General features: G+C 40.7%; 23 protein-coding genes. 10 read left to right on the top strand and 13 right to left on the bottom strand.

The features are described 5' to 3' along the window. Window positions 1-14: 14 nt before the first annotated feature. From CBM24_RS21805 to CBM24_RS21815, 3 genes are read left to right on the top strand one after another with little or no spacing between them, the layout of a single operon-like run. A complete protein-coding gene (locus CBM24_RS21805) occupies window positions 15-1,394 on the top strand; it encodes a RagB/SusD family nutrient uptake outer membrane protein (protein ID WP_088162725.1) in 1,380 nt (459 codons plus the stop codon). 34 nt (window positions 1,395-1,428) lie between these two features. Then, a complete protein-coding gene (locus CBM24_RS21810; protein ID WP_145330124.1) occupies window positions 1,429-2,079 on the top strand; it encodes a hypothetical protein in 651 nt (216 codons plus the stop codon). A 7-nt stretch (window positions 2,080-2,086) separates the two neighbouring features. Next, on the top strand, window positions 2,087-3,226 hold the full coding sequence (locus CBM24_RS21815; RefSeq protein WP_088162727.1) for a cytochrome-c peroxidase: 1,140 nt from the start codon (window positions 2,087-2,089) through the stop codon (window positions 3,224-3,226). A 179-nt stretch (window positions 3,227-3,405) separates the two neighbouring features. Here the strand turns inward: CBM24_RS21815 and CBM24_RS21820 are convergent, their stop codons facing one another. The 6 genes from CBM24_RS21820 to CBM24_RS21845 form a co-directional block, all read right to left on the bottom strand. After that, window positions 3,406-7,062, bottom strand: a complete 3,657-nt coding sequence (locus CBM24_RS21820; protein ID WP_232475602.1) for a M1 family aminopeptidase — start codon at window positions 7,060-7,062, stop codon at window positions 3,406-3,408. After that, entirely contained in the window at window positions 7,043-7,927 is an 885-nt protein-coding gene (locus CBM24_RS21825) for an ABC transporter ATP-binding protein (protein WP_088162729.1), read from the bottom strand. Before CBM24_RS21825 ends, CBM24_RS21820 begins: the two co-directional genes overlap by 20 nt. A 196-nt stretch (window positions 7,928-8,123) precedes the next feature. Continuing rightward, a complete protein-coding gene (locus CBM24_RS21830; protein WP_088162730.1) occupies window positions 8,124-9,092 on the bottom strand; it encodes a dimethylarginine dimethylaminohydrolase family protein in 969 nt (322 codons plus the stop codon). 66 nt (window positions 9,093-9,158) lie between these two features. Continuing rightward, entirely contained in the window at window positions 9,159-9,560 is a 402-nt protein-coding gene (locus tag CBM24_RS21835) for a VOC family protein (RefSeq protein ID WP_198385978.1), read from the bottom strand. Window positions 9,561-9,569: 9 nt separating this feature from the next. After that, window positions 9,570-10,019 carry an SRPBCC family protein gene (locus CBM24_RS21840; protein WP_088162732.1) on the bottom strand — a complete coding sequence of 150 codons (450 nt, stop codon included), beginning with the start codon at window positions 10,017-10,019 and terminating at the stop codon, window positions 9,570-9,572. Between the two features lie 94 nt (window positions 10,020-10,113). Continuing rightward, window positions 10,114-10,536 carry a DoxX family protein gene (locus CBM24_RS21845; RefSeq protein WP_075993942.1) on the bottom strand — a complete coding sequence of 141 codons (423 nt, stop codon included), beginning with the start codon at window positions 10,534-10,536 and terminating at the stop codon, window positions 10,114-10,116. 135 nt (window positions 10,537-10,671) lie between these two features. Here CBM24_RS21845 and CBM24_RS21850 point away from each other — a divergent pair, with 135 nt between their 5' ends. Further along, window positions 10,672-11,661: a GlxA family transcriptional regulator gene (locus CBM24_RS21850; RefSeq protein WP_088162733.1), complete on the top strand. Its 990-nt coding sequence runs from the start codon at window positions 10,672-10,674 to the stop codon at window positions 11,659-11,661. Between the two features lie 62 nt (window positions 11,662-11,723). Here the strand turns inward: CBM24_RS21850 and CBM24_RS21855 are convergent, their stop codons facing one another. The 3 genes from CBM24_RS21855 to CBM24_RS21865 all read right to left on the bottom strand — a co-directional run bounded on the left by CBM24_RS21855 (window position 11,724) and on the right by CBM24_RS21865 (window position 17,024). Next, window positions 11,724-13,478, bottom strand: a complete 1,755-nt coding sequence (locus tag CBM24_RS21855) for a DUF885 domain-containing protein (protein ID WP_075994945.1) — start codon at window positions 13,476-13,478, stop codon at window positions 11,724-11,726. Between the two features lie 68 nt (window positions 13,479-13,546). Next, entirely contained in the window at window positions 13,547-16,246 is a 2,700-nt protein-coding gene (mgtA, locus tag CBM24_RS21860) for a magnesium-translocating P-type ATPase (protein ID WP_198385979.1), read from the bottom strand. A 73-nt stretch (window positions 16,247-16,319) separates the two neighbouring features. Continuing rightward, entirely contained in the window at window positions 16,320-17,024 is a 705-nt protein-coding gene (locus CBM24_RS21865; protein WP_088162734.1) for an MgtC/SapB family protein, read from the bottom strand. A 224-nt stretch (window positions 17,025-17,248) separates the two neighbouring features. Between CBM24_RS21865 and CBM24_RS21870 the strand changes: the two genes are divergently transcribed. Genes CBM24_RS21870 through CBM24_RS21880 form a run of 3 tightly spaced genes read left to right on the top strand, consistent with a single transcriptional unit; the run spans window position 17,249 to window position 19,396 of the window. After that, window positions 17,249-17,725 carry a carboxymuconolactone decarboxylase family protein gene (locus CBM24_RS21870; protein ID WP_088162735.1) on the top strand — a complete coding sequence of 159 codons (477 nt, stop codon included), beginning with the start codon at window positions 17,249-17,251 and terminating at the stop codon, window positions 17,723-17,725. A gap of 40 nt (window positions 17,726-17,765) precedes the next feature. Next, complete coding sequence (locus CBM24_RS21875) at window positions 17,766-18,104, top strand: YciI family protein (RefSeq protein ID WP_088162736.1); 339 nt, start codon at window positions 17,766-17,768, stop codon at window positions 18,102-18,104. Window positions 18,105-18,154: 50 nt separating this feature from the next. Beyond that, window positions 18,155-19,396: an RNA polymerase sigma factor gene (locus tag CBM24_RS21880; protein WP_088162737.1), complete on the top strand. Its 1,242-nt coding sequence runs from the start codon at window positions 18,155-18,157 to the stop codon at window positions 19,394-19,396. Between the two features lie 7 nt (window positions 19,397-19,403). Here the strand turns inward: CBM24_RS21880 and CBM24_RS21885 are convergent, their stop codons facing one another. After that, window positions 19,404-19,961, bottom strand: coding sequence for a hypothetical protein (locus CBM24_RS21885; RefSeq protein WP_088162738.1), 558 nt, complete (start codon window positions 19,959-19,961; stop codon window positions 19,404-19,406). Then, window positions 19,942-20,475 carry a hypothetical protein gene (locus CBM24_RS21890; RefSeq protein WP_157698571.1) on the bottom strand — a complete coding sequence of 178 codons (534 nt, stop codon included), beginning with the start codon at window positions 20,473-20,475 and terminating at the stop codon, window positions 19,942-19,944. Before CBM24_RS21890 ends, CBM24_RS21885 begins: the two co-directional genes overlap by 20 nt. A 201-nt stretch (window positions 20,476-20,676) precedes the next feature. Between CBM24_RS21890 and CBM24_RS21895 the strand changes: the two genes are divergently transcribed. The 3 genes from CBM24_RS21895 to CBM24_RS21905 all read left to right on the top strand — a co-directional run bounded on the left by CBM24_RS21895 (window position 20,677) and on the right by CBM24_RS21905 (window position 23,433). Further along, a complete protein-coding gene (locus tag CBM24_RS21895; protein ID WP_088162740.1) occupies window positions 20,677-21,495 on the top strand; it encodes a hypothetical protein in 819 nt (272 codons plus the stop codon). Between the two features lie 213 nt (window positions 21,496-21,708). After that, entirely contained in the window at window positions 21,709-22,797 is a 1,089-nt protein-coding gene (locus CBM24_RS21900) for a DUF6688 family protein (protein ID WP_088162741.1), read from the top strand. A gap of 75 nt (window positions 22,798-22,872) precedes the next feature. Next, window positions 22,873-23,433: an AAA family ATPase gene (locus CBM24_RS21905; RefSeq protein WP_088162742.1), complete on the top strand. Its 561-nt coding sequence runs from the start codon at window positions 22,873-22,875 to the stop codon at window positions 23,431-23,433. On the opposite strand, the gene CBM24_RS21910 is transcribed toward CBM24_RS21905, so the two are convergent. Next, entirely contained in the window at window positions 23,427-24,005 is a 579-nt protein-coding gene (locus CBM24_RS21910; protein ID WP_075993953.1) for a TMEM175 family protein, read from the bottom strand. The genes CBM24_RS21905 and CBM24_RS21910 overlap by 7 nt on opposite strands. Beyond that, entirely contained in the window at window positions 23,998-24,717 is a 720-nt protein-coding gene (locus tag CBM24_RS21915) for an outer membrane beta-barrel protein (RefSeq protein ID WP_145330102.1), read from the bottom strand. Before CBM24_RS21915 ends, CBM24_RS21910 begins: the two co-directional genes overlap by 8 nt. Window positions 24,718-24,910 lie beyond the last annotated feature (193 nt).

The following is a 24,910-nucleotide window of genomic DNA, read 5'->3' on the forward strand; positions in this document are numbered from 1 at the left end:
TAATAATTTGAGCTATGAACATAAAGACGCTAAGTATTGCTTTTCTTGTCACTTTGGGCACAACGGGCTGTTCAAAATTTTTAGATAAAGAACCGGAAAACAAAGTATCGGTCGACCTGCTTTTTTCAGATATGCAGGGTGCTAAATCGGCTTTGGCGGGAGTTTACGAAGACCTATTTCAGTCAACTTACTACAATGGCTTGCGTATGGTTTACCCAGACCTGCTTGGCGGAAACTTAACGTTTACCGTAGCGAGCAAAACGACACTTTCGGATGTTTATTCCTTTGAGACAGATGCCGAAAATGGTTCGATGAACAGTCTATACAGTTATCAGTATACGCTACTCAATGCAATCAATAATATCATAAAGCGTGTCCCAGCGATGCAGAATGTCAGTGAACTCGAACGCAATAACGTAATGGCCCAGGCCTATGGTCTGCGGGCATTGGTTCATTTCGATCTTGTGCAGTTATATGCGCAGCCTTATCGTTACACCGAAAATGCTTCACATCCGGGCATCATATTGGCCAAAACGACAATTGTACCCAATGAGGCACAGATTGCACGCTCCACAGTGGCAGATGTATATCAATTTATACAGGCTGATCTGTCCCTCGCTGATTCTTTATTTGCCAATAGCAAAGCTATATTTGAAGGCAATGCCAAAATATATATGAGCTTACAGGCAAGTAAAGCACTCCAAGCCCGGTTAGCATTAAATCGCAACGATTGGGAAAAAGCTTACCAACTATGTGCCGAACTGCTCAAAGCGAACTATTCGCTATATACCAATGCTGAGTATATCGACAGTTGGAAACAGGCCAACACCAAAGAATCTATATTCGAATTGGCTGTGCCGAGCAATTATTCCAGTAACTCAATCGGTAGTTATTATGTCAATGATTCAGGCAACTCCTACTATCAGTTTGGACCAAGTCAGGATCTAATCCATTTGTATGGGCAAAATGATGTGCGTGCTCAGGGTGGAATATTTAAATATCCAACTATACAAACTGCAGTAACAAGCGTCAAGTTGATCCGTCTTTCCGAAATATATTTGATTCATGCCGAAGCGGCAGCTGAACTTGGCTATGCTAATGAAGCTATTTCAGACCTAAATGTCATCAGACTACGCGGTAATCCGCAGCTCGGCGCTTATCTTTTCAACACAAAAGACCTACTGATCAAGGAGATCCTTGACGAACGTCGTCGTGAGCTCTGTCTTGAAGGCTTCTTATACCTGGATCTGATGCGTAGAGGTCAATCCGTTATGCGCAATGACTGTACTGGTGCAAACTGTAATGTCACTTATCCAAATGATCATATGGTACTGCCTATTCCACAACAGTCTGTACTCTCCAATTCACTGATGAGACAGAATGCTGGCTATTAATCACTCAATAAAACACAAATTAATAAAACAACACATGAACAGTTTAAAAGCAATCCTTAAGTTATCCAAGCTAGTCACTATTTTCAGCATCTTATTTTTTACCATGTCCTGTAGCAAGGACAGTACCGTGACTCCTGAGCCCGAGTCTGTTGCTAAGCCATATAATGCCGTAGCTGCATTTACCAGTACAGATGCTTATTTTGAACTCTATATCTACCGCTTCGATGATGCCACTCAAACCTGGGGCAAACGTATCCGAGCACACTATCCTACCGTGTCATTAACAGACACAACTTATATGGGCTTTACCAATCCTTATGTGACAGATAGCGGGGTAAACCTATTCCAGATGGTCACGCTTTACAGCGATAAAATCGGCTCAACAAACATCAAAACGGCTGGTATAAATGTCGATCAGGTATTGCAATTTTTACCAAATGAGAATAATGATAAAATCGGTAAAGTGACTGTAAAAGAACAACAGGTAAAAATCTATAAGAAAACCGAATCCGCTGAAGAACGAAAAGATATGGAGTTCTTTGAAATTGGTATCAGTGGTTCGGGAACCTATGACCTAAATGAAGGTGTAATCGACTTGGAAGTGAATTTTAACGAGTCTGCGATCGGAGGAGCAAATAAGGTAACCCGTAAATACAAATTGAGTACCAAAGCGTTAGAACTATAAACAACGAATGATACGAAGAGTACTTGTATTTGGTTTATTGGGAGTCGTCTTGATCTTGCTGGCTTTTGTGCAGGATCAGGATATTCCTGATATTGCGCTATGGCGCAGATTGTATGCTTCCGGCGACAGCAGGCAATGGCCGACTCCCCACCTAGATGATGATGTAAAAACAAATTTTGTGGATATCGGATCACTGCCCGATGTAGAATACCCTTTGGACAATCCCTTTTCCAAGGAAAAGTCAGCGCTGGGAAAATTATTGTTTTTCGATCCCAGACTTTCTGCTACCAAACAGCTGGCCTGCGCAAGCTGCCACGATCCGCAACTGGGCTGGGGCGACGGCAAAAGCTTAGCAAATGGGCACAATCGACGGGTAGGAAAGCGAAATGCAATGACCTTGTATAATGTTGGATACTACCATACTTTCTTTTGGGATGGACGATCTCCCTCCTTGGAAGCCCAGGTATTATTCCCATTGACCGATAGCGTTGAGATGAACACCGCTCCCGAAGTAGCTGTACGTCATATTCAGGCAATAGCCGGTTACAGGCCTTTGTTCAAATCAGCCTTTGGAGACAGTACGATCAGTATCTCGCGCATTCAACAGGCTATTGCAACTTTTGAGCGCGGCATTCGTAGCTACAACAGCAAATTTGACCGCTTTATTAAAGGAAATAAAGATGCCATGACGGATGACGAGGTCTGGGGGCTTCATCTTTTTCGGACTAAAGCACGCTGCATCAACTGCCACAATACACCGTTATTTTCAGATAATCAGTTCCATAATGATGGCCAAACATTATATGGTACCAGGCAGCAGGACTTTGGACATTACCATATCAGTGGCAAGCAGGAAGATATAGGTGCATTTCGAACGCCCTCTTTACGGGAAATCACCCTTACAGGACCTTGGATGCACCATGGTAATTTTCCAACATTACTGGACGTCGTACAACTTTATAATCTCGGTAATCCTGAACCGATACAGCGTAGCGTTACGATAGATCCTAAAACCAAACCCATTCATTCGGCGAAGCTGAAAAAGCTGAACCTCACAAATGAAGAAATTAATGCTGTGCTTAAATTTCTAGGGGCTATCAGTAGCAGTACACAACAGCGTATAGCGATGCCAAAATTGCCCGAATAAACCAAAATAAATAAAAAGAGAAATCCAGCATTAATACGAAGATAAATAAGGTGTCAACCGAGCCTTCTTAAAATAACATGTGCTTATCGCTTTAAATGAACAGCGTAAAAAACGAAGGCAGCACAAAGCCATAAAAAAATCCCCATCGCATGATGGGGATTTTTTATGCCGGGCTCTCCTTATATTTCCTTTCGATTATCGTCCGATTCAATATCGATCAGTTTATTGTAAGGATCTATACCTACCTGTTCGGGTTTTTGATCAACAATCAGCGTTATCGTATTGTTGATTCGATCGATTTTATGCTTTTTTAGATAAAGCTCCTGACGTTTATTACCGTCTTTGCTTTTCTTATCCGAGAAAACACCTACCTCAATATAGTCTGCCAATGGCAATGATTTCAGAGTCACACGATCTGATTTCTTAAAGGACAGCGGCTGTCCACTTCCGTCATTGTAGCTCTTTTTCCCATTGCCATCTACGCGGTACTTGGACACTTCAAATTGGATATCAACCAGGTATTTACCATCCTTAAGTTTCTTTGAACTTACTTTTTCTATTTTATTGTTATACAGGGTGATCGTTTCAAACATATCTTTAATCAGGTAACGTAATGAGTCAGGAGTCGCCTGTCTAAAACTATCCACAAACTCTGATGAAGTTGTATACGGTGGGTTTTGAAACGCTGTACGTTGTAAATAAGATTGGGCTGTCCTGTTAAAAAGATCCTCGCCCAGATAATCGCTCAAGGCATAAAGCACCAAGGATCCCTTTTGGTAATGAATGTACATTTGATTTTCATTATACATCAACGGCTTTTCACCTAGTTTTTCGGCACTTCGTCCTTGCAAATAGCCATCGAGCGCATCTTTGAGAAACTTACGCATCTGCCCTTTACCATATCTTTTTTCCAAAACCTTGAGCGATGAATATTCAGACATACTTTCGGACATCAATGTAGCCCCTTGCACATTGGCTCCTACCACTTGATGTGCCCACCACTGATGTGCAATCTCATGGGCTGTTACCGCGTAGGGATAATCGACCGCATCTTCTTTCTTCTCATTGACATCAGCAATAAAACCGATCGCTTCAGAAAAAGGAATTGTATTTGCAAAGGACTGCGCGAAAGTTCCCGCTGTGCGCGGAAATTCAATAATACGCAATTGTCGATGCGGGTAAGCACTGTATTCTTTCGTATAGTAAGCCAAAGAAGCCTTACTGGAAGCCATCATCCGATCGAGGTTATAGGTATGCCCCTTATGGTAATAAATCTCCAAATTAACCCCGTTCCACTTATCTTTTTTGACTTCATATTCGGCCGAATTAAATGCAAAAAAGTTCAGGATTTCCGAATCCATTTTATATTGATAGTACTTACGACCATCTTTCTCCCATTGTTTTGTGAGATAGCCCGGAGCAATAGCCAACTGATTCTTGACCGTACTTACTGTAGCTTCAAAACGGATCCAATCGGCATCGTTGGATATATAGTTATTCTGCAGGGCCCTTTTGTCAGTCTGCGCAGCCATTCTATCGCGATACGGAAGTCCATACTTTTTGCGGACATCATTGTCTACCAACTCGCCACGGTCAAGATAGCCTATATTCGGGAAAAGCATATTGTTGATAAACGTACCATTGCCCTTCACAGGCGACTTTTCATTTATCCAGGTATTGGCCGGACTAACAGTACTAAATTTCAACACAATAGAATCGCCCGGAGCCATAGGCTTCTCGAGTTTATAAATATTGAAATTATATTTATCGTCGGCAGAAATCAATTTATTTGGTACACTTAAAGAAAATATATAATCGTAATTATTGTAATTGACAAAAATAGAATCAATAGGCATATTGGTCTTGTTTTTCAATACATAGTCCGCATGCGCTTTAAAACTTCGCGTATCGGGAAAAATATCCAGATTAAACTTAATATCCACGACACGGGGCTGCGGCCTGTACTGATACTTCTTATATTTCTTTTCCCATTCTACAGCTTGTTTTTCATGATCTAAACTGGTATAATATGGATTTTTAATGTGGTTTTCGTAATATATTGCAGCACCGATGCCAATAAAGCCCGCAAAGGCAAAAATGAGCAGCGCCGTTGTTACCGGTCCCAAATTCGCCTTAAAAATACCCCAACGCTCCCTAACTCCCGAAAAACCACCTCTTCGCCATAACAGCAGGGCGATGACAGCAAAAAACACCGCAAAAAGCAGCCAATAAACCCGATACGTTAAAAACGGAAGAACATAGCCGAATCCATCCATATCCGAGTAATCCAGATCCGGTCCCTGATTAAACTGATAGATCTCCTGTTCTACACCGACCATGGATAAAAAGGGTAATCCAATAAAGAGGGTCAATAACACAAAAAATCCAGCCAGGTAATTTTTGAAAAGCGTATGTACAAAAAGTGAAATAAATAGCCATACCAAATTTGACAACATACCATACACCATCAGATGCATCACATATTGTCCAATTTCAAAATTATAATAGTGATGGTACACCTGAAACCCCATGCAGGTCGCAATCACAACGGCCAGCAAAGTCAATTGCATCAAAAGAATTGCGATAATCTTCGACCCCATAAAAGCCCAGTTGGGCGTCGCTGTTGTATCCAACAATCCTCCCATCCGCGTAATGCTGCCGCGGTGGACAAGAAGTCCCGTAAAAAGAAACGTCAGGATCAGCAGGAAAAACTTAAACGTAGTCCCCGGGATCATCAGCATTTTCCAGGTCACCGGATAAGTCGACGTTCCGAATATCGAGCCAATGGTGCTTGCCATCAAGATAATGAACAATACTCCTACCAAAGTCAATATTAAAAACACCGGATTTTTGACGATATAGCGATAGTCGTACCGTGCCATTGTCCATGTCGTTTTCAAATAATGAAAGGTCGAAAAATCATAGTTTACTTTAGGCAGATTGATTTTGAAGATACTATCAAAGTTATTTTTGGTTAAACGGGCTCCTTTTTTCGATGATTTAAAGGAAATCGAATGTTGTGAAAAAGAAAACAACATATAAAATCCGCCAATGAATAAGGCTGCGACAGCGAGCCATATTAACCGGTTATAAATAACAGCTCCGGTAAAGGGAAGATTATTGACATTCTTCTCATCTGGAGACCAGTATTGGGTATAGTATGAGATGGCACTATCCCCAAAAGGATCTATCAATGCCCCCACAAAACGATTGTCCATATTGTTCGCCAGATTCTGAACCAGCACCTGAAGAATAATAAGGATCAACACCGCGACAAAACCAACGTATACGTTTCGTGTCAATGTTACCAGCACAAAGATAATTGCACTAAAAATAATGAGATTTGGGATAACCTGTACAAGATAGGTCTGTAAATATGCCCAAACATGAATTGGTCCCAATAAGGATTGATTGATACCCGGCACGAATTGTGCGACGATAATACCCAAGGTTGAAGCAAATACAATAACCAATACAACAGCTACTGATCCAAAGAATTTACCGAGTAGATAGTCCGTTTTTGAGAAAGGGTAACTGAAAAGTATCGTATGCACCTGGTATTGAAAATCCCGGTAGACGCAGGCTCCAACGATGGACGGTATCAAAAAATAGATAATAGTCGACATGCCATTAACCATACCATTAATCGCCCATGGAGAGTTCATAATGGTGTTGGATGAGGTCGTTGCTGTTATACCGTCAAAGATGCCGAGCGAAGACAACATAATAAACAGCGAAAGCGCAAAGAAGAGTGCCATATAGATGTAGACGGCAGAACTCTTAAACCAACGCGCAAACTCAAAATGAAAGATGGCTTTAAACATGGCGTTGATCATTTTTTAGCGCTACAAAATAGACATCCTCCAATTGGCCTTGAGCGTTCACAAATGATTCATCGGGACGCACATCGCTGTACACCCGAATATTGAGTGTGTTGTCCTGATTGTAATTGGTTGAAATAACGTTATATTTTTGTGTATACTCATCCAGTTGATCCCGACTGATGATACGTACCCAGATTTTACCATCCAATTGATCGATGGATTCTTTAGGAGTGCCTCTCAAAAGAATCTTTCCCCCATTCAAAATGGCCAACTCATGACACAGTTCACGCACATCATCCACAATATGCGTAGAAAAAATGACGGTATGATCTGTACCTATTTCTCGTAGAACGTTCAAAAAGCGATGTCTTTCCGCGGGGTCAAGCCCTGCAGTCGGTTCATCTACAATGATTAACTTGGGATCATTCAGCAACAATTGCGCAATACCAAAACGTTGCTTCATCCCGCCCGAGTAACCACTTACGCTTTTACTGCGTACGTCCCAAAGATTGGTAACCTCAAGAACACGGTTGATAATGGCATCCCGATCGGCTTTCGATTTAATTCCTTTAAGCTTTGCAAAATATTGCAGCAGATCTGATGCAGAGAGATTGGGATAAACACCAAATTCCTGTGGCAAATAACCCAAAACTTTCCGCAAATCGAGCTGATTTTTGAGTACATCAATATCACCAAAAGTAATACGGCCACTGTCGGGCTTCTGAAGTGTCGCAATTGTCCGCATTAAAGAAGACTTGCCAGCACCATTTGGTCCCAGTAAACCAAACATCCCAGGCTTAATTTCTAAGTTTACGCCATCTAAAGCTTTTACTCCATTAGAATAAGTCTTACTAAGGGTCTCTATGGATAAATTCATAATTTATTTTAACTGTTAATAATATGTTAGTATACCAAAACAAGGATATGTTACATCAAGATAGTAAAAGTTAAAAACAAACGAAAATGAAAGTCTTCCAATGGACACATCTACAGGTAAAAAACTATTTTTGCTTTTGGACAAATACCCTAAAAAGATGAGTCTCCAAGCGGGTTAGATAGCATTAAAAGATCTACTAAAAACTTCGCAATAATGGCTGTGTACTACATCGAAAGGATCCGCCAAAGCTACGGCTGATCTGGAAATCAACGTATTCAACATAGACACCACAAGCGGAGAGCTTATCTCCAATATAGCCAAAAACAGGATCTGTCACATAGACTGTCGGATTAATAGGTAGACCATTCGTTGCTAGCAAGCTCGCCTCCTCCAAATTGACCACAATTTTGTCCCATGTTTTCAGTTTTTGGGGTATCCCATAGGGTAGCGCTTCCTCACAAACGATCATCAATCCTTCGCGGATCAGTCCTAGTGCACAGTCCAAATGAAGTATATTGGGATGAAGTTTCACTTCTTCAACCTGATAACCATAAGGCTGTAATAGTTTAGCGAGCCACTTAATCCCAAGGCTGTTTGAGGAAAGCCCAGAGTTGCCTACAAAAATATGTTTACCATGCACCAGGATGTCGCCTCCTTCTAGAAAAGGGCCATGCCATAATCCCAACTCCTCCTGCTCCGTCATGGCGGGTCTTGGCGCTGTCACATAAAGGCAGTCACTTTGATAAACTTCACGTTCCAACAGATCGCGAATGGGCCATATTTCATTGCGGCGCTGCATAAAACGGATTGACCCCTCAATAACGGCATTTCCGATGGTAAAAAATGGGTCACGGACAAAGAAATTAGAATAACCGTGTTCTCCTCCGGACACTTTTTCAAGTGTTGTTAGGTTACGCGGCCGCAACACTTCAACGCCATATTTCTCCAACAGCAAAGCAAAATTATTGCGCTCTTGTTCCCATGCCTTTTGCAATTCGGGATACACTTCTCCAAAATCTTTTCCTGCATTGGCATCGTCTCCCTCCAGCGCAGTGGAAGATAAAAACCGAAGATCTTCAACCTTCATCATTTCCGGAAAGCCAAATTCAGAAACCGTAAGAATAACTTTCTTTAAAGGGGCAAACTCATTTTCTACAAAGATCATAGCACTGATTTTAAGTCCAATTTGCTTTTTTTTATCAAAAAAAACAAATGTATAGGAAAGCCGAACCTAAATTCCCAGAACCCAGCGCACATTGAACAAATCAGTTATTTCAATAAATTTCTGCTGCTTATCAAAATCTATTCTTCTTTTTTGTTGGGATGTAAGTCTTTCAATCAATTCCCCACGTTCGGAAATATCCTGACAGGGCAAAAACACAGCGACGTAGTTTCCCACTCTCCGTCCCTCGTTGTGCACCAAATCAGAGCCGTAAATTGCGACACGTCCGGAAATAAGAGTGGCACTCACTACAGGCATTTCAGCACAGCCATGCAAGGGTTGGTCGAACATATCAAAATGTAACGTTCCCCCAAAACAGGTCTGATAAAACGTAAGTGCCGCTCTACAATTTCCTGAGAATGTAATGAAAATTCCGCTTTGCAAGCGTTCCATTGGCTGAACTAACATCATATCAATTGGCTATGCATCCGGTATTTCAGGCTCTACAAGTTTTCTCATTTTTTCCAACGACTCTTGCCATCCAAGGTAGCACATCTCGGCAGGAATAACCTCAGGAATTCCAGTCTGTTCAATCTTAAGTTCTGTACCACACATCACTTTACGCAAGGAGACAGTGGTAGTCATTTCACCCGGTAAATTGGGATCATCAAATCGATCCACGTACTTGATAAAAGTATCTTGTTCAATCTCAAGGTACTCACCACCAAAAGAATGGCTATGACCGGTACTAAAATTAATGAAGGTCATTTTGAAACTTCCGCCTACTTTAAAATCCATTTGCTGTACGGTACAGACAAAACCATAAGGAGGCAGCCAGCTGGCATGTGCTATCGGATCTGCGAAAGCACGGAACACCTTTTCAGGACTCGCCTGAATAATTCGATGTAAAGAAACCTGATTCGTTTTCATATCTATATTGTTTATAAGTGAATAACTATTGCTTATTTTTTGTTTTACTCGCTCTCAGTACATTCTTTCAGTCCAATACAATCCGGTAAACTTGCTACACTACTGAAGTCTGATGATATACTCCTGTACCAACTGTCTCCTTGTTGCTTAAACGAGTAATCTTGGCCTGATAGAAATAAGAAACAGCAAGTATCCCCAATACTAAAATGGGCATCACCATAAATGCTGCATTTTTGTCAACACATGCGTGACTAATAAAAGCAAATATTAAATTGAATGTCAATCCAGCATAGGCCCATTCTTTTAATTTGGTCGGAACCTGCGGTACTGCAATTGCAATAACGCCCAACAGCTTACAGATAATTAAAGCATAGGCAAAATAGTCGGGATATCCCAATGGTTTTGTGCCCGCATTGATATATTGCGGCGCAAATAACAGTGTTCCAAGTGGCATCAGTCCTTCCCAGAGAACTATAAATACCGTTGCTATCCAAAAAGCAATTTTGTTCTTTTTCATCGTTTTTCTATTGTTTATATTGATATAACAAAGATGCAAAGGATCACAACATTTCGGCTGTTGCAAAGACGACAACTTTAGGGGTAGATTACGACAAAAACTATTTGTACCTTTATGTCATAAACCAAAAATGATATGCAAATCTCTGTTTTTGTTCCCGAATACGGCACTATCGAAGGTATTACCCCTGCATTCAGAACCTTTCATACGGCCAATGAATTTCTAACGGCCTTTGGAAAACAGCCTATTTTTGAAGTCGAATATGTAGGTTTAACGACTTACGTTCCGGCCAATAGCGGGGAGTATACCATCAAGACAAACCGGCTATTACAGGACGTTCAGAAAACAGATCTGCTTATTATACCGCCTATTTTTGGCAACATAGAAAAAGGAATACGTGATAATGCCGAAGCGATCCCTTATTTTACAAAACTGTACCACAAAGGGGCTAGTCTTGCCAGTCTATGTGTGGGTGCTTTCCTGCTCGCTGAGACAGGTCTTTTAGATGGAAAAAAATGTTCGACACACTGGGCACATATCGAAGAGTTCAAGGAAAAATACCCTCACATTGAAATTGAGGATGGCGCTGTGATCACTGAACATGAAAATATCTACAGCAGTGGTGGCGCGAGCAGCTTATGGAATCTGATACTCTATTTAGTGGAAAAGTATTCCGACAGGGAAACAGCCGTACTAATAGCCAAATATTTTGCGCTGGATATCAGCCGGGATAATCAATCGCAATTCGCCATATTCAGAGGCCAACGTAATCATGCTGATCTGGATATCCAACAAGCTCAAGACTATATCGAGAAGAAGTACGAGGAGAAAATTACAGTCGAAGAACTGGCCAATCATGTCAATATTGGGCGGCGAACATTTGAACGGAGATTCAAAGAAGCAACCAACAACACGCCTGTCGAATACCTGCAACGCGTACGCATCGAAGCTGCAAAAAAATTCTTCGAAGCATCACGAAAAAACGTTTCCGAGGTGATGTTTGATGTAGGCTATACCGACACAAAAGCCTTTCGGGATATTTTTCGAAAAATTACAGGCCTTACACCAATAGATTATCGAAACAAATTTGCCAAGGTAACTGCTGATGTCGCCATTGAGCAATAAACTGTGATAAACAATAAAGCCACTCCTCTGAGTGGCTTTATCATTGCTCGAATTCCTTATAATTATTTTAACATCATTTCCCGAATATACTTCACGGGTGAATTACCAAAACTTAGGAATTTTTCATTGAACGCCTTCAAATTAAACTGTTTCCCTTCTTTTTGTTTAACAGCTTCCCTAAGGTCATAAATTTCTTTATATCCCGTAAAGTAAGACGTCAGCTGCACACTGCTCACAGACACACGTTTCCATTTACCGGCTGCTTCGGCCTGTTGTTGAAACGCCTCATCAACCAACAAATGCATGGCGTCTTTTTCACTCATATTTTTCACATGGACGCTATAATCGAGTATAGCATTACAAACGGTACGCAGATGCCATTTGTACCACATCAACCACATTTCAGGAGCATTGTCACCGTAACCATTTTCGAGCATCATTTGTTCGGTATAGACAGCCCAGCCCTCAATCATTGCACCATTACCTAAAATACTCTTGATGAGACTCGGCGATTGGTTCGCATACACCAATTGGGTGTAATGCCCCGGAATAGCTTCGTGTATATTCAGTATCTGTAAAATGTAATGGTTATACTCCCGAAGGTAACTCTCTGTTGCCTCTTTGGTCCAGCCTGTTAGACTGCCCACATTGTAATAGGTATTCCCACCTTTATCGTATGGACCAGGTGCACTGATTGAAGCTCCCGCAACACCAGCCATATAAGCAGGCTCTTTGCGCACCACAAGCGGCTTGCTATCATCGATGTACAATAAATCCTTTTGTTTGACAAACGCAACCAGCTTCGGTATCTGTGCTTCGATAGCGGATTGAAACTCTTCTGCTTTAACATGTTTGACAGACAGGGTGTCGATCATCTTTCGAATGACAAGCAAACTATCTGACGGCAAGGATGATTTTCCAAAATATTTAGGCCACAGCTCTTTGCTGATTTTATACATCTCACCATGTAAATAGCTTTTTCTTGCTAGAGCAGCCTGATAAATCTGTTCGGCCGTTGAACCCGATTGGATATCGAAATCAAATTTCTTGTCGTAAAGTTCTTTTCCTAATCTAAAACTTCGCGGAGAAGGATTAGGTGTCACTTTTAAAAATTGAACATATCCGTTGATCGCCGCAATAGCTTGTTGCGAAGCCTTCTGGATGGCCTCCTTTTCTGAAGCCGGCAGATCGGATTTTTTCAGTGAATCCCGTAAATCGCTTTCAAAAACAGATAAACCGCCCAAATTCTGTTGAATTGCCAAATCGGTCAATACCAAGGCCGGATTTTTAAGCTGTCCTTTCGCGGCCTCATAATAGGCTGGAATCTTCGTCAAACGTTGATAAATAGCTTTAAGTCGGGTCGATAATGGTGCATAATTCTCAGCAAGCATAAAAGCGATCGTCCCCCCAACATTGTACGAAGAAGGATTCCACTCATACGCGCGCTCTTTCTCAATAGACCACACATTGGATTCAAGATAGTTTTGAATCAGATGATAATCTGTTTGCTGAGAAAGATTCAAGGTGCTCAGATCAAAACTTTTGAGGCTGTCCAAATGTCGCTTTGAAAACTCCATACGTAGTTTTCGCGTATTGGCATCCGGAATTGTCAACAAGGAATCATACTGATGGAACCCTACTTGGGTAGCCCATTCCGGATTTTCTTTCCAAAGCTGCTGAATAAAACGGTCTTCATACGATTTAAATTTTTCATTCACAGCAGTATCAGCAGCAGATTGTCTGTTATGAGTTCCCGATCCACAGGAAGCCATCAGACCCAATCCAGCGATAGCAAGGGTATATGTTATAAGTTTCATTGGAGTAATTTGTCTAAAATTAACATTATTGTTGATGAATTTCAGCATTTTACTCCAATAATTTAAAACTATAACCAGGTATGAAATTTTTGGATAAACCAATTTTTGACCCACTGTGTAAGTAAACAATAGCAGACCAAAATGCCGATAAGCCATGGAAAATAAGTCAGAGGCAGTGCTTCCATTTTTAAGGCAGCGGCAAATGGCGTAAACGGCAAAACGACACCAATAATCATAATTAAACTCGTCAAGGCAACAACCGGTGCAGCAGCCCAACTTTGAATAAAGGGTATTTTCTTGGTCCTTATCATATGAATAATTAATGTTTGTGAAAGCAATCCCTCTACAAACCAACCAGTCTGAAAGAGTGTTTGATCCGATACCGTATTGGCCTTGAACACGAAAAACAATACCGCAAAAGTGGCGAAATCTAACAATGAACTTATAGGGCCAATAAATAACATAAACTTAGAGACACTACCAGCATCCCATTTCTTTGGCTCGACGATAAATTCCTCATCCATGCTGTCCCAAGGAATAGATACCTGCGATATATCGTAGAGTAGATTTTGAATAAGCAGATGCACCGGCAGCATCGGTAGAAAGGGAAGAAAAGCACTGGCCCCAAGCATACTGAACATATTGCCGAAATTGCTGCTTGCCGTCATCTTGATATATTTAATGATATTTCCAAAAGTTCGACGTCCATAAATAACCCCTTTGCGCAGCACCATAAGATCTTTTTCCAGCAGAATGATATCTGCACTTTCTTTGGTAATGTCAACAGCCGTATCTACACTGATACCCACATCAGCCTCCTTAAGTGCCGCCGCATCATTGATACCATCGCCCATAAAGCCAACCGTATGTCCTTTATCCCGCAATGCTTTTACAACACGAACTTTTTGAAGAGGGCTCAACTTTGCAAATACCGATACCTCATCAACATATTGATTTAACTCGGTGTCCGGAATGCTATCTAATTCATTTCCATTGACAATCCGATCAACCGGAATGCCGACATCCATACAAATTTTGCGTGTGATAATCTCATTATCTCCTGTCAACACTTTGATCCCGATTCCCAATTTTTGTAAGGATTCAATGGCCGGCTGTGAAGAGGGTTTGGCCGGATCCAAAAAGCCGATAAATCCCGTCAACGTCAATTTCGCTTCATCTGCAACAGCATAGGTCAAGGGGTGAGCACCTTCAAATTCGCGGATGGCAACCAATAAAACACGTAATCCCTCCTCATTCATCTTTTTCGAGGTTTTCAATACAATTTTACGCATCGTATCGTCCATCGGTACAGTACGGTCATTTTCGACATGCAGGCTACGGTCATCTCCCGGATCAAAAGCGTGTGTACAAAGCTCAAGCATTTCCTCTACAGCCCCTTTACAGATCAGTAGATGTTTGCCATTATGCTGTTTGAGGACCACAGACATCCGTCGCCGCTGAAAATCAAATGGAATCTCGTCAATTTTCAGATATTGATCCTCCACTTTCAAGTAATCGTGCAATTCGGCATGTTCCAACACAGCCTTATCCATCAAATTCTTGAGACCAGTCTGATGAAAACTATTAAGATAGGCCCATTTGAGCACCTCATCATCTTCGACCCCATACACATTAAGATGTTTTTCCATGACGATCTTGTCCAATGTCAACGTCCCTGTTTTGTCGGTGCACAGAATATCCATGGCACCTATATTCTGGATAGAATTTAACCGCTTGACAATGACTTTACGCTTGCTCATATTGACAGCACCCTTTGCTAGGTTAGCGGTGACAATCATGGGCAGCATTTCGGGAGTTAAACCTACAGCGACAGCAATGGCAAACAGTAGCGCTTCTGTCCAGTTCCCTTTCATCAACCCATTGATCAAGAAGATCAGCGGAACCATGACCAGCATAAAACGGATCAATAAGAAACTCACCTTATTTATACCCTTATCAAAACTTGTTTCGGGACGTTCGCCGGTAATCGATTTGCTGATACTCCCAAAATAGGTGTAACTTCCTGTCGTTACAATCACGGCTATCGCCGATCCACTAACAACATTGGTCCCCATAAAACAAATATTACAAAGTTCAATAGGTGATTTTTCCGCCGCATTCCGGATAGGCAAATAATTCTTCTCTACCGGAAGCGCCTCTCCAGTCAGCATACTTTCACTCACAAAAAGATCCTTACTCTGAACAATACGGCAATCTGCAGGTATCATATCCCCAGCAGAAAGGTATACAATATCTCCCGGCACCAGTTCGACAATAGGAATCTCTCTTTTCCCTTTAAATTTCCGCAATACTGTTGCCGTAGTTTTGACCATACTTTTTAATTTTTCTGCCGCGGCATTACTTCGATACTCCTGTACAAAACGAAGCAGCGCACTGACCAAAATCATAATGGACACCACAACAACTGTTTTATAATCTCGTTCGCCAACCTCTGGAAGCCCTACATCGATGATAAAGGAAACAGTGGCAATCAATAACAGAATATATATAAAGGGGTTGGCAAAAGATTTCAATAGCTGCACATACCACTTTGGGGCCTTTTGATGTTTCACCTCATTTAATCCAAATTTCTGTTGACGTTCCTTAGCCATTTCATCTGTAATCCCCTCTCTGCTCGTTTCTAACATCGCGCAGGCAAGTTTTTCATCCTGACTGGCCACCCCCTGCAACTTGGTCACGGTCCCCACATTCATTCCATTGGAACTGATCATATTGTGCAATGGATTCTTTGTTGTTTTATTGTTCATTTTAATCATAACCCTATAGCCCCTTTCATGTTAATTTCCGTATATCCCGTTCTTATTATAGATCCGATTCTTATTACAGGTCCGACTCTGTACCTATAATTTCCCAGCTTATTTTTGTTACTCTTTCCTCGATGGTCAATCGACTAGCCATCCGTTCGATAAGACTATCTTGCTGACCGATGGCTCTAACGATGGCCCTAATGACAACGCCGTTTGTAGCGAGGGTATCGTCACTCGAAAGCGAGGACAACAACAGTTTTTCGTTACTGCTCAGCATCTGCATCAGTAAAACACGAATATGATTTTCGATGTCTATCCCACAGCCTATGGTCAGTAGATATTCGGTTTGTGATGCTGCAGATTTATTAAAAGTCAAGAAGGCCATTTTTTGCCCGATTGGGCGAAAGATCAGGTGTGTAAGAATAATAGCCAACGCAACCACAAATGCTTGGGCATGCAAACCTAGACCACAGAGCGCCCCTACTGCAGCCGAACACCAAATCGTCGCCGCCGTGTTTAGACCATGCACATTCAAACCGTCCTTCATAATCACACCAGCGCCAAGAAAACCAATTCCGCTGACCACATAAGAAGCAATCCGTCCGGTAGCATCACCGCCAATTTCTATGGAAAGCAGCACAAAAGCTGCTGCTCCCAACGAAACTAAGGTATTTGTCCGAAGCCCCGCATTTTTCTGGCGCCATTGGCGCTCTACTCCCACAGCAGCTCCTAAAAGCAAGGCTGCAAATAATCGTATGGCAAATTCAAAAACACTCATCTCTTTGTCCTCCTTTGCCTGCAAAGGTGCGCATTCCTACCTCCATGATCCGTTAGAGATCTTTTAGAAAATTATTAGAATTTTATTAGAGAAATAATCAAATTAAAAAACTGTAATACAGTTACTTATAATTTAAGTCTAAAATTTACAGATCAAGCTGTCCAATTTCTTTAACTTCAAGCATTGTTGTGGTGTAAATCAGTTACACTAAAAACAATAAAAAAATGAAACAACGCATCAATTTTTTCGCAAAAGGGCAAAACGCCATGAAATCAATGTATGGAATAGGTACATATCTGAGCAAGTGTTCGATAGAACAAGAGCTTTTGCATCTTATTTATTTCCGTGTATCACAAATCAATGGCTGTGCATATTGTCTTGACATGCATTCAAAAGATCTACTGGCGACTGGAGATCAACCACAACGATTGTTCTTATTGGATGCCTGGCGGGAAGCACCTCTGTATAGCGAACGTGAACGTGCTGGGCTGGAATGGGCCGAAGCCGTGACCAAAATTACGCATGGTGATGTTTCGGACGAGGTTTATACGAAAGCAACTACTGTATTTTCGGAAGAAGAACTTATCGACCTGACCTTGGCCATTACAGCAATCAATTCCTATAACAGGATCAATATTTCCTTCCGCACACAAGCAGGAAGCTACAAAGTTGGGCAGCACAAAGTACAGCCAACCTCATAAACAGGAGGTCGATATTTATACGATAAATTAAACCATAAAAATGAAAGATTTCATCTTATTATTTCGTCAGGGGGCCAATGAACCAAGTCAACTGACACAAGAAGAAGCAAAAGCTGTAAACAAAAGATGGTACGACTGGATCAGTGACATCGATGCGCAAGGTAAACTGAAGGATCATGGCTCCCGTCTTGAGCCAGCCGGAAAGGTATTAAAGCCAGGCGGTATCGTTACGGATGGACCTTTTGTGGAGATTAGGGAAAGACTCGGCGGTTTTATTGTCGTCGCAGCAGACGATCTTGACGAAGCCACAACCTTGGCCCATGGCTGTCCTGTACTCGAATTTAATGGTAGTGTAGAGATACGTGCACTGCTCAACTAATCATATACGGGGCAGCTGTACACGCGCACAGCCGCCCCTATTTTAGACTTATGGATCCGGATTTTCTAAAAGAGCTTTTCCAGCAAGAATTTACCAAAATAGTCGCTGTCATCAGTAAAAGTTTTGGTCTTCAATACATCGAAATCGCTGAAGATATCGTCAGCGAAACTTTCTTATTGGCCACAGAATCTTGGCAGACCAAAGGCGTTCCTGCAAATCCTACGGCTTGGCTGTACACGGTTGCAAAACAAAAGACGTTGGCCCAGTTTCGAAGAAATAAAATATTTAAAGATAAAATCATCCCTGCAGTGCGACAGAGCGAGCTGGAAGCGGAAACCTTCGACGACTTTAATTTCTCTCAGGAAAATATCAAAGACAGCCAATTAAAAATGCTGTTTGCAATCTGCACGCCAGCAATTGCAAGTGAGGCTCAAATAGGTCTTGCCCTTAGAATCCTCTGTGGTTTTGGTATAGACGAAATTGCCGAAGCATTTCTTTCCAACAAAGAAACCATCAATAAGCGCCTATTCAGAGCAAAGGAAAAACTACGTTCAGAAAAAATCGAACTCGAACTGCCCTCCGAAGCAGAAATTATTAAACGCCTCGATAACGTACTCCATATTATTTACCTCTTATTTAATGAAGGGTATTATTCTAAAACCCAAAATCAAATTTTAAGAAAGGAGCTCTGTATTGAAGCTTTACGCCTTGCGCTAATGCTTTCGACTTATGAGAAAACAAATACACCTAAGACCAATGCGCTTATTGCGCTGATTTGTTTTCATTCCTCCCGTTTCGAGGCAAGGCTGACCAATGAAGGTGATTTCATTTTGTATGAGCAACAGGATGAGGAACGCTGGAATCAAGAACTCATACATCAAGGGCTTCATTTTCTCAAGAACGCTGCATCGGGCGGCGAACTCACATCCTACCATCTGGAGGCTAAGATTGCGCAATGCCATTGTATAAAGGAAGACAGTCCAGAAAAATGGGCCGAAATACTGCAATGGTATGACCGTTTATTAGTTGTCAATTATTCCCCGGCAGCTGCATTGAATAGAATATTTGCACTGTATAAAGTAAAAGGTGTTAAAGCTGCATTAGTCGAAGTAAAAACCTTACAACTAGAAGACAATCATTTTTATTTTGTGCTGCTGGGAGAACTCTATAAGGAACTGGACAAAAACAAAGCCATCGCAAACTTTAACAAAGCAAAAATCCTGGCTAAAACAACATTGGAAAAAGAGATCATCCAACAGAAGATCGATGCTATAAAGTCTACAATGGCCTAATTGTTTGCTATTGATCGATTACTTTTGCTCCTTTCCAATAGGATACAAAAAGTTGGTATAGCTCCGAGGGCTCCAAATCAATAGTTGAGGACGAATACATGATACACAGTTCTTGAGTGGATTCTTGATAAGCCATTTTCCACAATAGCGACGAAAGCTGCTTTTTATATTTAGGGGGATTACCCAATGTAACAATGACCATCGTATCACCACCGACTTTTTGTAAGTCGATGCTTTTGACATCCTGCCAGTCGCCTTGGCCAAAAGCTTTCGATACTGGTGTTGTCTTTCCAAGAAAATAGCGGTCGTTCAAAACAATTTGCGCTGTTTTATCCCGAAGGCTCAGTAGGCTGGAAAACAATAAAATTAAAAGCACTAGCAATGCTCCTGCAGAGAAAACTGTCGGTTTGGCTTTAAATACGCCATCAAATAAACCGATACTGTACAATAAAACGATCAGAAGCAACAAACATAGGCCTCCGGAAATTGACAGTAGCTGACTTGTTTTCTTTTTATTTCTGTATAAGCTTGTTTCCTTCATCTGCTTAATTTCCCCAGTTAACATTCAGGTTATGTTTTTCAGCATAAGCTTTTCCTAAAGCATATACGTTGTCAAACACCTCGTTAATGGAAGGCATATCGTTTTTTTCGATCTTTTGGAGTAATGCCTGCTTTTCTTCAGCCGAACCTTTACCGTCACATAACTTTGCATAAGCGGTATATTCATTTTTATAGACAGGCAACACTTTTTCGAATAATGCAATAGACTGCTCTTTCAGTGCTTTTGCATCGGCATCGGAAACATTCAGTTCCTTAATATCCTTTAAGGCCTTTTCGACAACCTGAATTTTGATCCCGACAGATTTTTGAGCTTCATCGCCTACTTTCTTGCTGGAGGGCATATCCGCAAATTCTATGGTCTCCTGCTCAAGCTGTTTGCCATAGCGTTCAGGGGCAAAATCTGCTACAAGATTTGTGTTTAAAACAACTTTTCCGAAAAAAGTCTCTGGACTTGGGGATTGACAAGCTGTAAAAAATAAGCTCATCGACATAAAAATAATAAATAGTAAGTGCTTCATATATAAATTCTGTTTGTGACCAAAGTAATTAATTATCATGAAATAGGCAAACATGTTGCCCCCCGCCCTCCTGCTTTATAAAATTGTTATCAACCCTTCCTTTTAGGCAAAAAAGCACGATATCGGAGCGATTTATATTGCACAAAATGTTAATTTTTAATATATTAGCAATTACAACATAAGAGATTAAAAACAGTCATTATGGGCTATGATATTAGTTACCACCCCATCTCAGAACAGCAGATAGAAACTTGGTATTTTGACTTGCTCAAAAATCCCGAAAAGATTGAGGAAGTTTCTGCGATTCACCAACTAGAAGACTTCTATAAAACCAAATACCAAGACACCTTAAATGCGGGCCGGGAAACCGACAAAAATGATTATTTTGACAAAACCCATGGTTTTTTCATTGCTGTTGTCCAAGGTTTTTTCGAAAAATACTTCTATGTTCGAGGTGGAGCCCTGTCCTTCTCCAAAAATGACCATTTATCCAGCTATTACAAACAGTGGGAACAATTTGTTCAACAAGAATTTCTAACCAATAATATCGAAAATAGGCTTGTAGAAAATTATTGTTCCGGTGTCTTTATCCCCGCAGAAAAAGTCGCGCAATTGTTGATAGATTACCAAAGTGACCCGACGATCAAGGCTGAATTAGATACGCTATTTTCTGATAACCGTATTTCTATTTTCCTCAATGCACTGCAATATGCCAAAGATCGTAACCTTGGTCTCTTGGAAGCTACAGAAGTTGTAGAACCACAACCTTTTGATCTGAATGAATCAAAAAGTTACTCCAACCTTTTTAACTGCGACAAAGAAGGACCACTTTTATATCAGACAACAGCATTAAAACAGATCCAGGAAATAGAACAACGCAATGGACTTCCAGAAAATGAGATTTTACCAAATGTCAAAACAGAGACAATCCATGCAGACCCTAAACATTTTGAAACCACAGACAGCTCTCAAAGCAGCAAAAAAAAGAATTTTTGGAGCAGATTATTCGGTAAAAATTAGACGCTGGTCTTTGCTGGACATTGGCACTATAGCTACCTTTAATAGCATCTACACTGTTGAAGAAATCTTGAATTCCGACCCATTAAACACGTCAATAATATTGATTTCAATCTGTTATACGGATATATTTCAAAAACAATTGATCGCCTTGCGTCTGAATTAAACAAATGATTTGACGATATTCATCTTAGAATTATAACTGCTCACCCCATTATGATCTTCATTTTTCTCCTTATTATTCTTACGCTGTTCGGGATTGTATATCTGCTTCGTTCGGCTGTCAAAAAACAACAACGGAAAATAACAATTGCTGAGTATGCCATTATCATCGGCTACCTGATTTCATTAATGATAAGCGGGGTAGGGCTATTATTCCACTCGAGTCAATATAATCAAGCCGTAGATCCCGTAGATGGTGATTGTTATATTCCCTTCGGCGGAAAACACCTTGTATCGCTATCATTTTATTTTATTGCATTTAATATTTCAGCAATAGCGATTTGGCTCAAGGGACGAAAAATTCCTCCTATTCCTCTTGTTCTGATGCTGATTATGTTAATGATAGGTAATATTATCAGTCTGTTTGTGCTCGTTCAGGTCAGTCACCACGATACGTCCACATTGGATATGTATGTTGGCAACGAAGGAACTTTATTCTTTATTTTCACGCCAATATGCTGCTTGATTATGGGCATTGGGCTAATCCGTAAAATCATCGTTGAAGAGCGGGGTTACGCTATGAACAGAAGCTATGCCAACAGCACGCTCAATAAAATCAATAACCTGCTTTCCTCAAAGCTGAATTATCCGACATGGGCTCTTATTTTACTTGTTCCAGTCTTTCTCCTACTAACTATCATCCTTGTCCTATTGGGGCAGGATCGGGATTCAATGGTGAAAGTTTTCACAGAAACAACTACTTGGGCTTTTTCACAAAAAATGCACCCTCCTATCCTCGATCATCAGGGCCATTACCTCTGTACAGTTGCGGCAAAAGGAGATCCCGCTCTTGTTAAACCCCTACGGCTAGGTACAAGACATGGCAACACGATCATTGTCAATAGACAGCTTCAGGTGGCCAACGCATTCGAAGAAATATTAAGCGATTTATCACCAGCATTACATCGCTATGTCAGATATTGCTACGATAAATATGGTTTTAATATCTCCGTCAAAATTAATTCCAGCAGCGCATCAAATGTGACTTATATTTTGATGAAACCACTAGAATATATATTTTTATTTTTCTTATATACATTCTACGTCGAACCCGAAAAGAAAATCGCAAAACAATACAGCTAATTTTTAAAATCGTAGCCAACAATCAGCCATTACCCCAATTTTCTCCATTTCGGGAAACATTTCATTTTAATCATTATGGATCAAACACATTATTTTATCGTTCTGACGGGAGGACCTGGAGTCGGTAAAACAACCTTATTAAATGAATTACATAAGCAGGGATTCAGCATTGTGGAAGAGGATGCACGGCGCATCATCCGAGAACAATTGGAAGCCGATGCTGATGGTCTACCCTGGAAAAATAAAACTCGCTATGCCAAACTCATGTTGGCCGCTTCGTCAGCCAGCTATTTGATGCAGGTGAGGCAAGATCACCAAAACTACATTTTTTTTGACCGCGGAATTCCAGATACATTGGCATATATTGCGATGGAAGGTCTTTCAATCGAAGAAGAACTGCTTCACGAAGCAAAAGGTCGACGTTATCATAAAAAAGTATTTATCTTACCGCCTTGGGCAGAGATCTATGCGAATGACAACGAGCGGAAACAAACTTGGCGGGAGGCCGAAAACACTTTCAAGATAATGAAAGAGACCTATACACAACTCGGTTATGAAACCATTGAGGTTCCAAAAACAACGGTAAACGATCGCGTTCAGTTCATCCTGAAAGCCCTGGAACAGCAAAACTATTGATTCCGCATTTCTTCCTCAATACGGCGGTCAGGTATAAGCCACATAATAGCGACTGTTCCATACATGAGCAAACTGATATAGGGATTAATAAAAGACAGTCCTATCCCCAAAAAATACAGCGCTGTAGAAATATTTTCCTTAACCTTCGATTTAACCGCTTTTTTCAGTGCAGATTCTTCCCCTTCGATTTGAATCACAAAATATTCAACGATATTATATGATATGGAACACATGATCAGGACAAAGCCATAAGCGATAATAGGATCCCTTTCAAAATGTGACTCACCAATCCAATTTGTTGTAACCGGCATTAATGATAGCCAAAACAATAAATTCAAATTGCTCCAAAGAACTTTTCCATTTACTTTTCGAACAATTTGAAAGAGATGATGGTGATTATTCCAGTACAGTCCAACGTAAACAAAACTAACGATATAGGAGATAATTTTAGGATATAATGGTTTAAGGCTCGCAAAAGTAAATCCTTCAGGTACTTTTAATTCAAGTACCATAATCGTTATAATGATGGCCAAAACGCCATCACTGAATGCTTCTAACCTGCCTTTAGTCATTTTTGAAGATCGGAGTTAATAGCTGATACTGCAGGCCTAAGCGGAATACATTTAATCGTGCCACACCGGGATCAGCACCAAGCATCCCGTTGTTATAATCCTTCAATCCCCATGAATAACCGGCAAACACGGTATAACGGTCATAATTTACATTAAACTGTAAACGAGGGCGTAGATCCAAATCGATAACCTTGCCTCTATCACGATCAAAACTTGTTTTATTCCCCTGTTTATCTTCAATGCTACCATTTTCTTTGATACTCAGCGTTTTGGCAATATCCATACCCAACTGAATATCCATTGTCATCGGTTCAAAAAAGACACGATAGCCAACAAAAGGATTAAAATTGATAAATTGTTGATTTAGACGGGTCTGACCACGGCTTCCATTCATAAACTCATTGCCTTCCAAATCAATCTTTGTCTGCAATCGTTCATATGCACCCTCTAAACCTAATATTAGGTTGTTGGCAAAAACATAACGGTAGTTTAAAGCGCCTCCAATATTGATTCCATATTTTTTTCCATAAGGATTATTGGTATAATAGTCCTGTTGTGTAGATCCATTCAACGTACTCTTTGCTTCCGTTCCCGATCCCGTAAAATTGGACACACCGGAGGTGACACCCACACGTAGTTCATGAGATTGCGAGAAAGCCATAAAATGGGTTATACCAGCAAAAAGTCCGACAAGTAAAAATCTCTTCATCATAACCGAAATATTAAATTAAAATCCTTTAAAAAATTGAGCGAATTTGATTGTTAAAAGTAAGAAAATTTATGTGATTCAACTTACTCCAATCTTTATTTTTTCTGTAACGATAAGCTGTATTCATCAGCGGAAATCCATCAATCTTATCAGCCAATAAAAAAATATCAGGAGACAATATGACTATATTTATTGA

The sequence above is a fragment of the Sphingobacterium sp. G1-14 genome, from assembly GCF_002196555.1.
Taxonomy (GTDB): Bacteria; Bacteroidota; Bacteroidia; order Sphingobacteriales; family Sphingobacteriaceae; genus Sphingobacterium; species Sphingobacterium siyangense.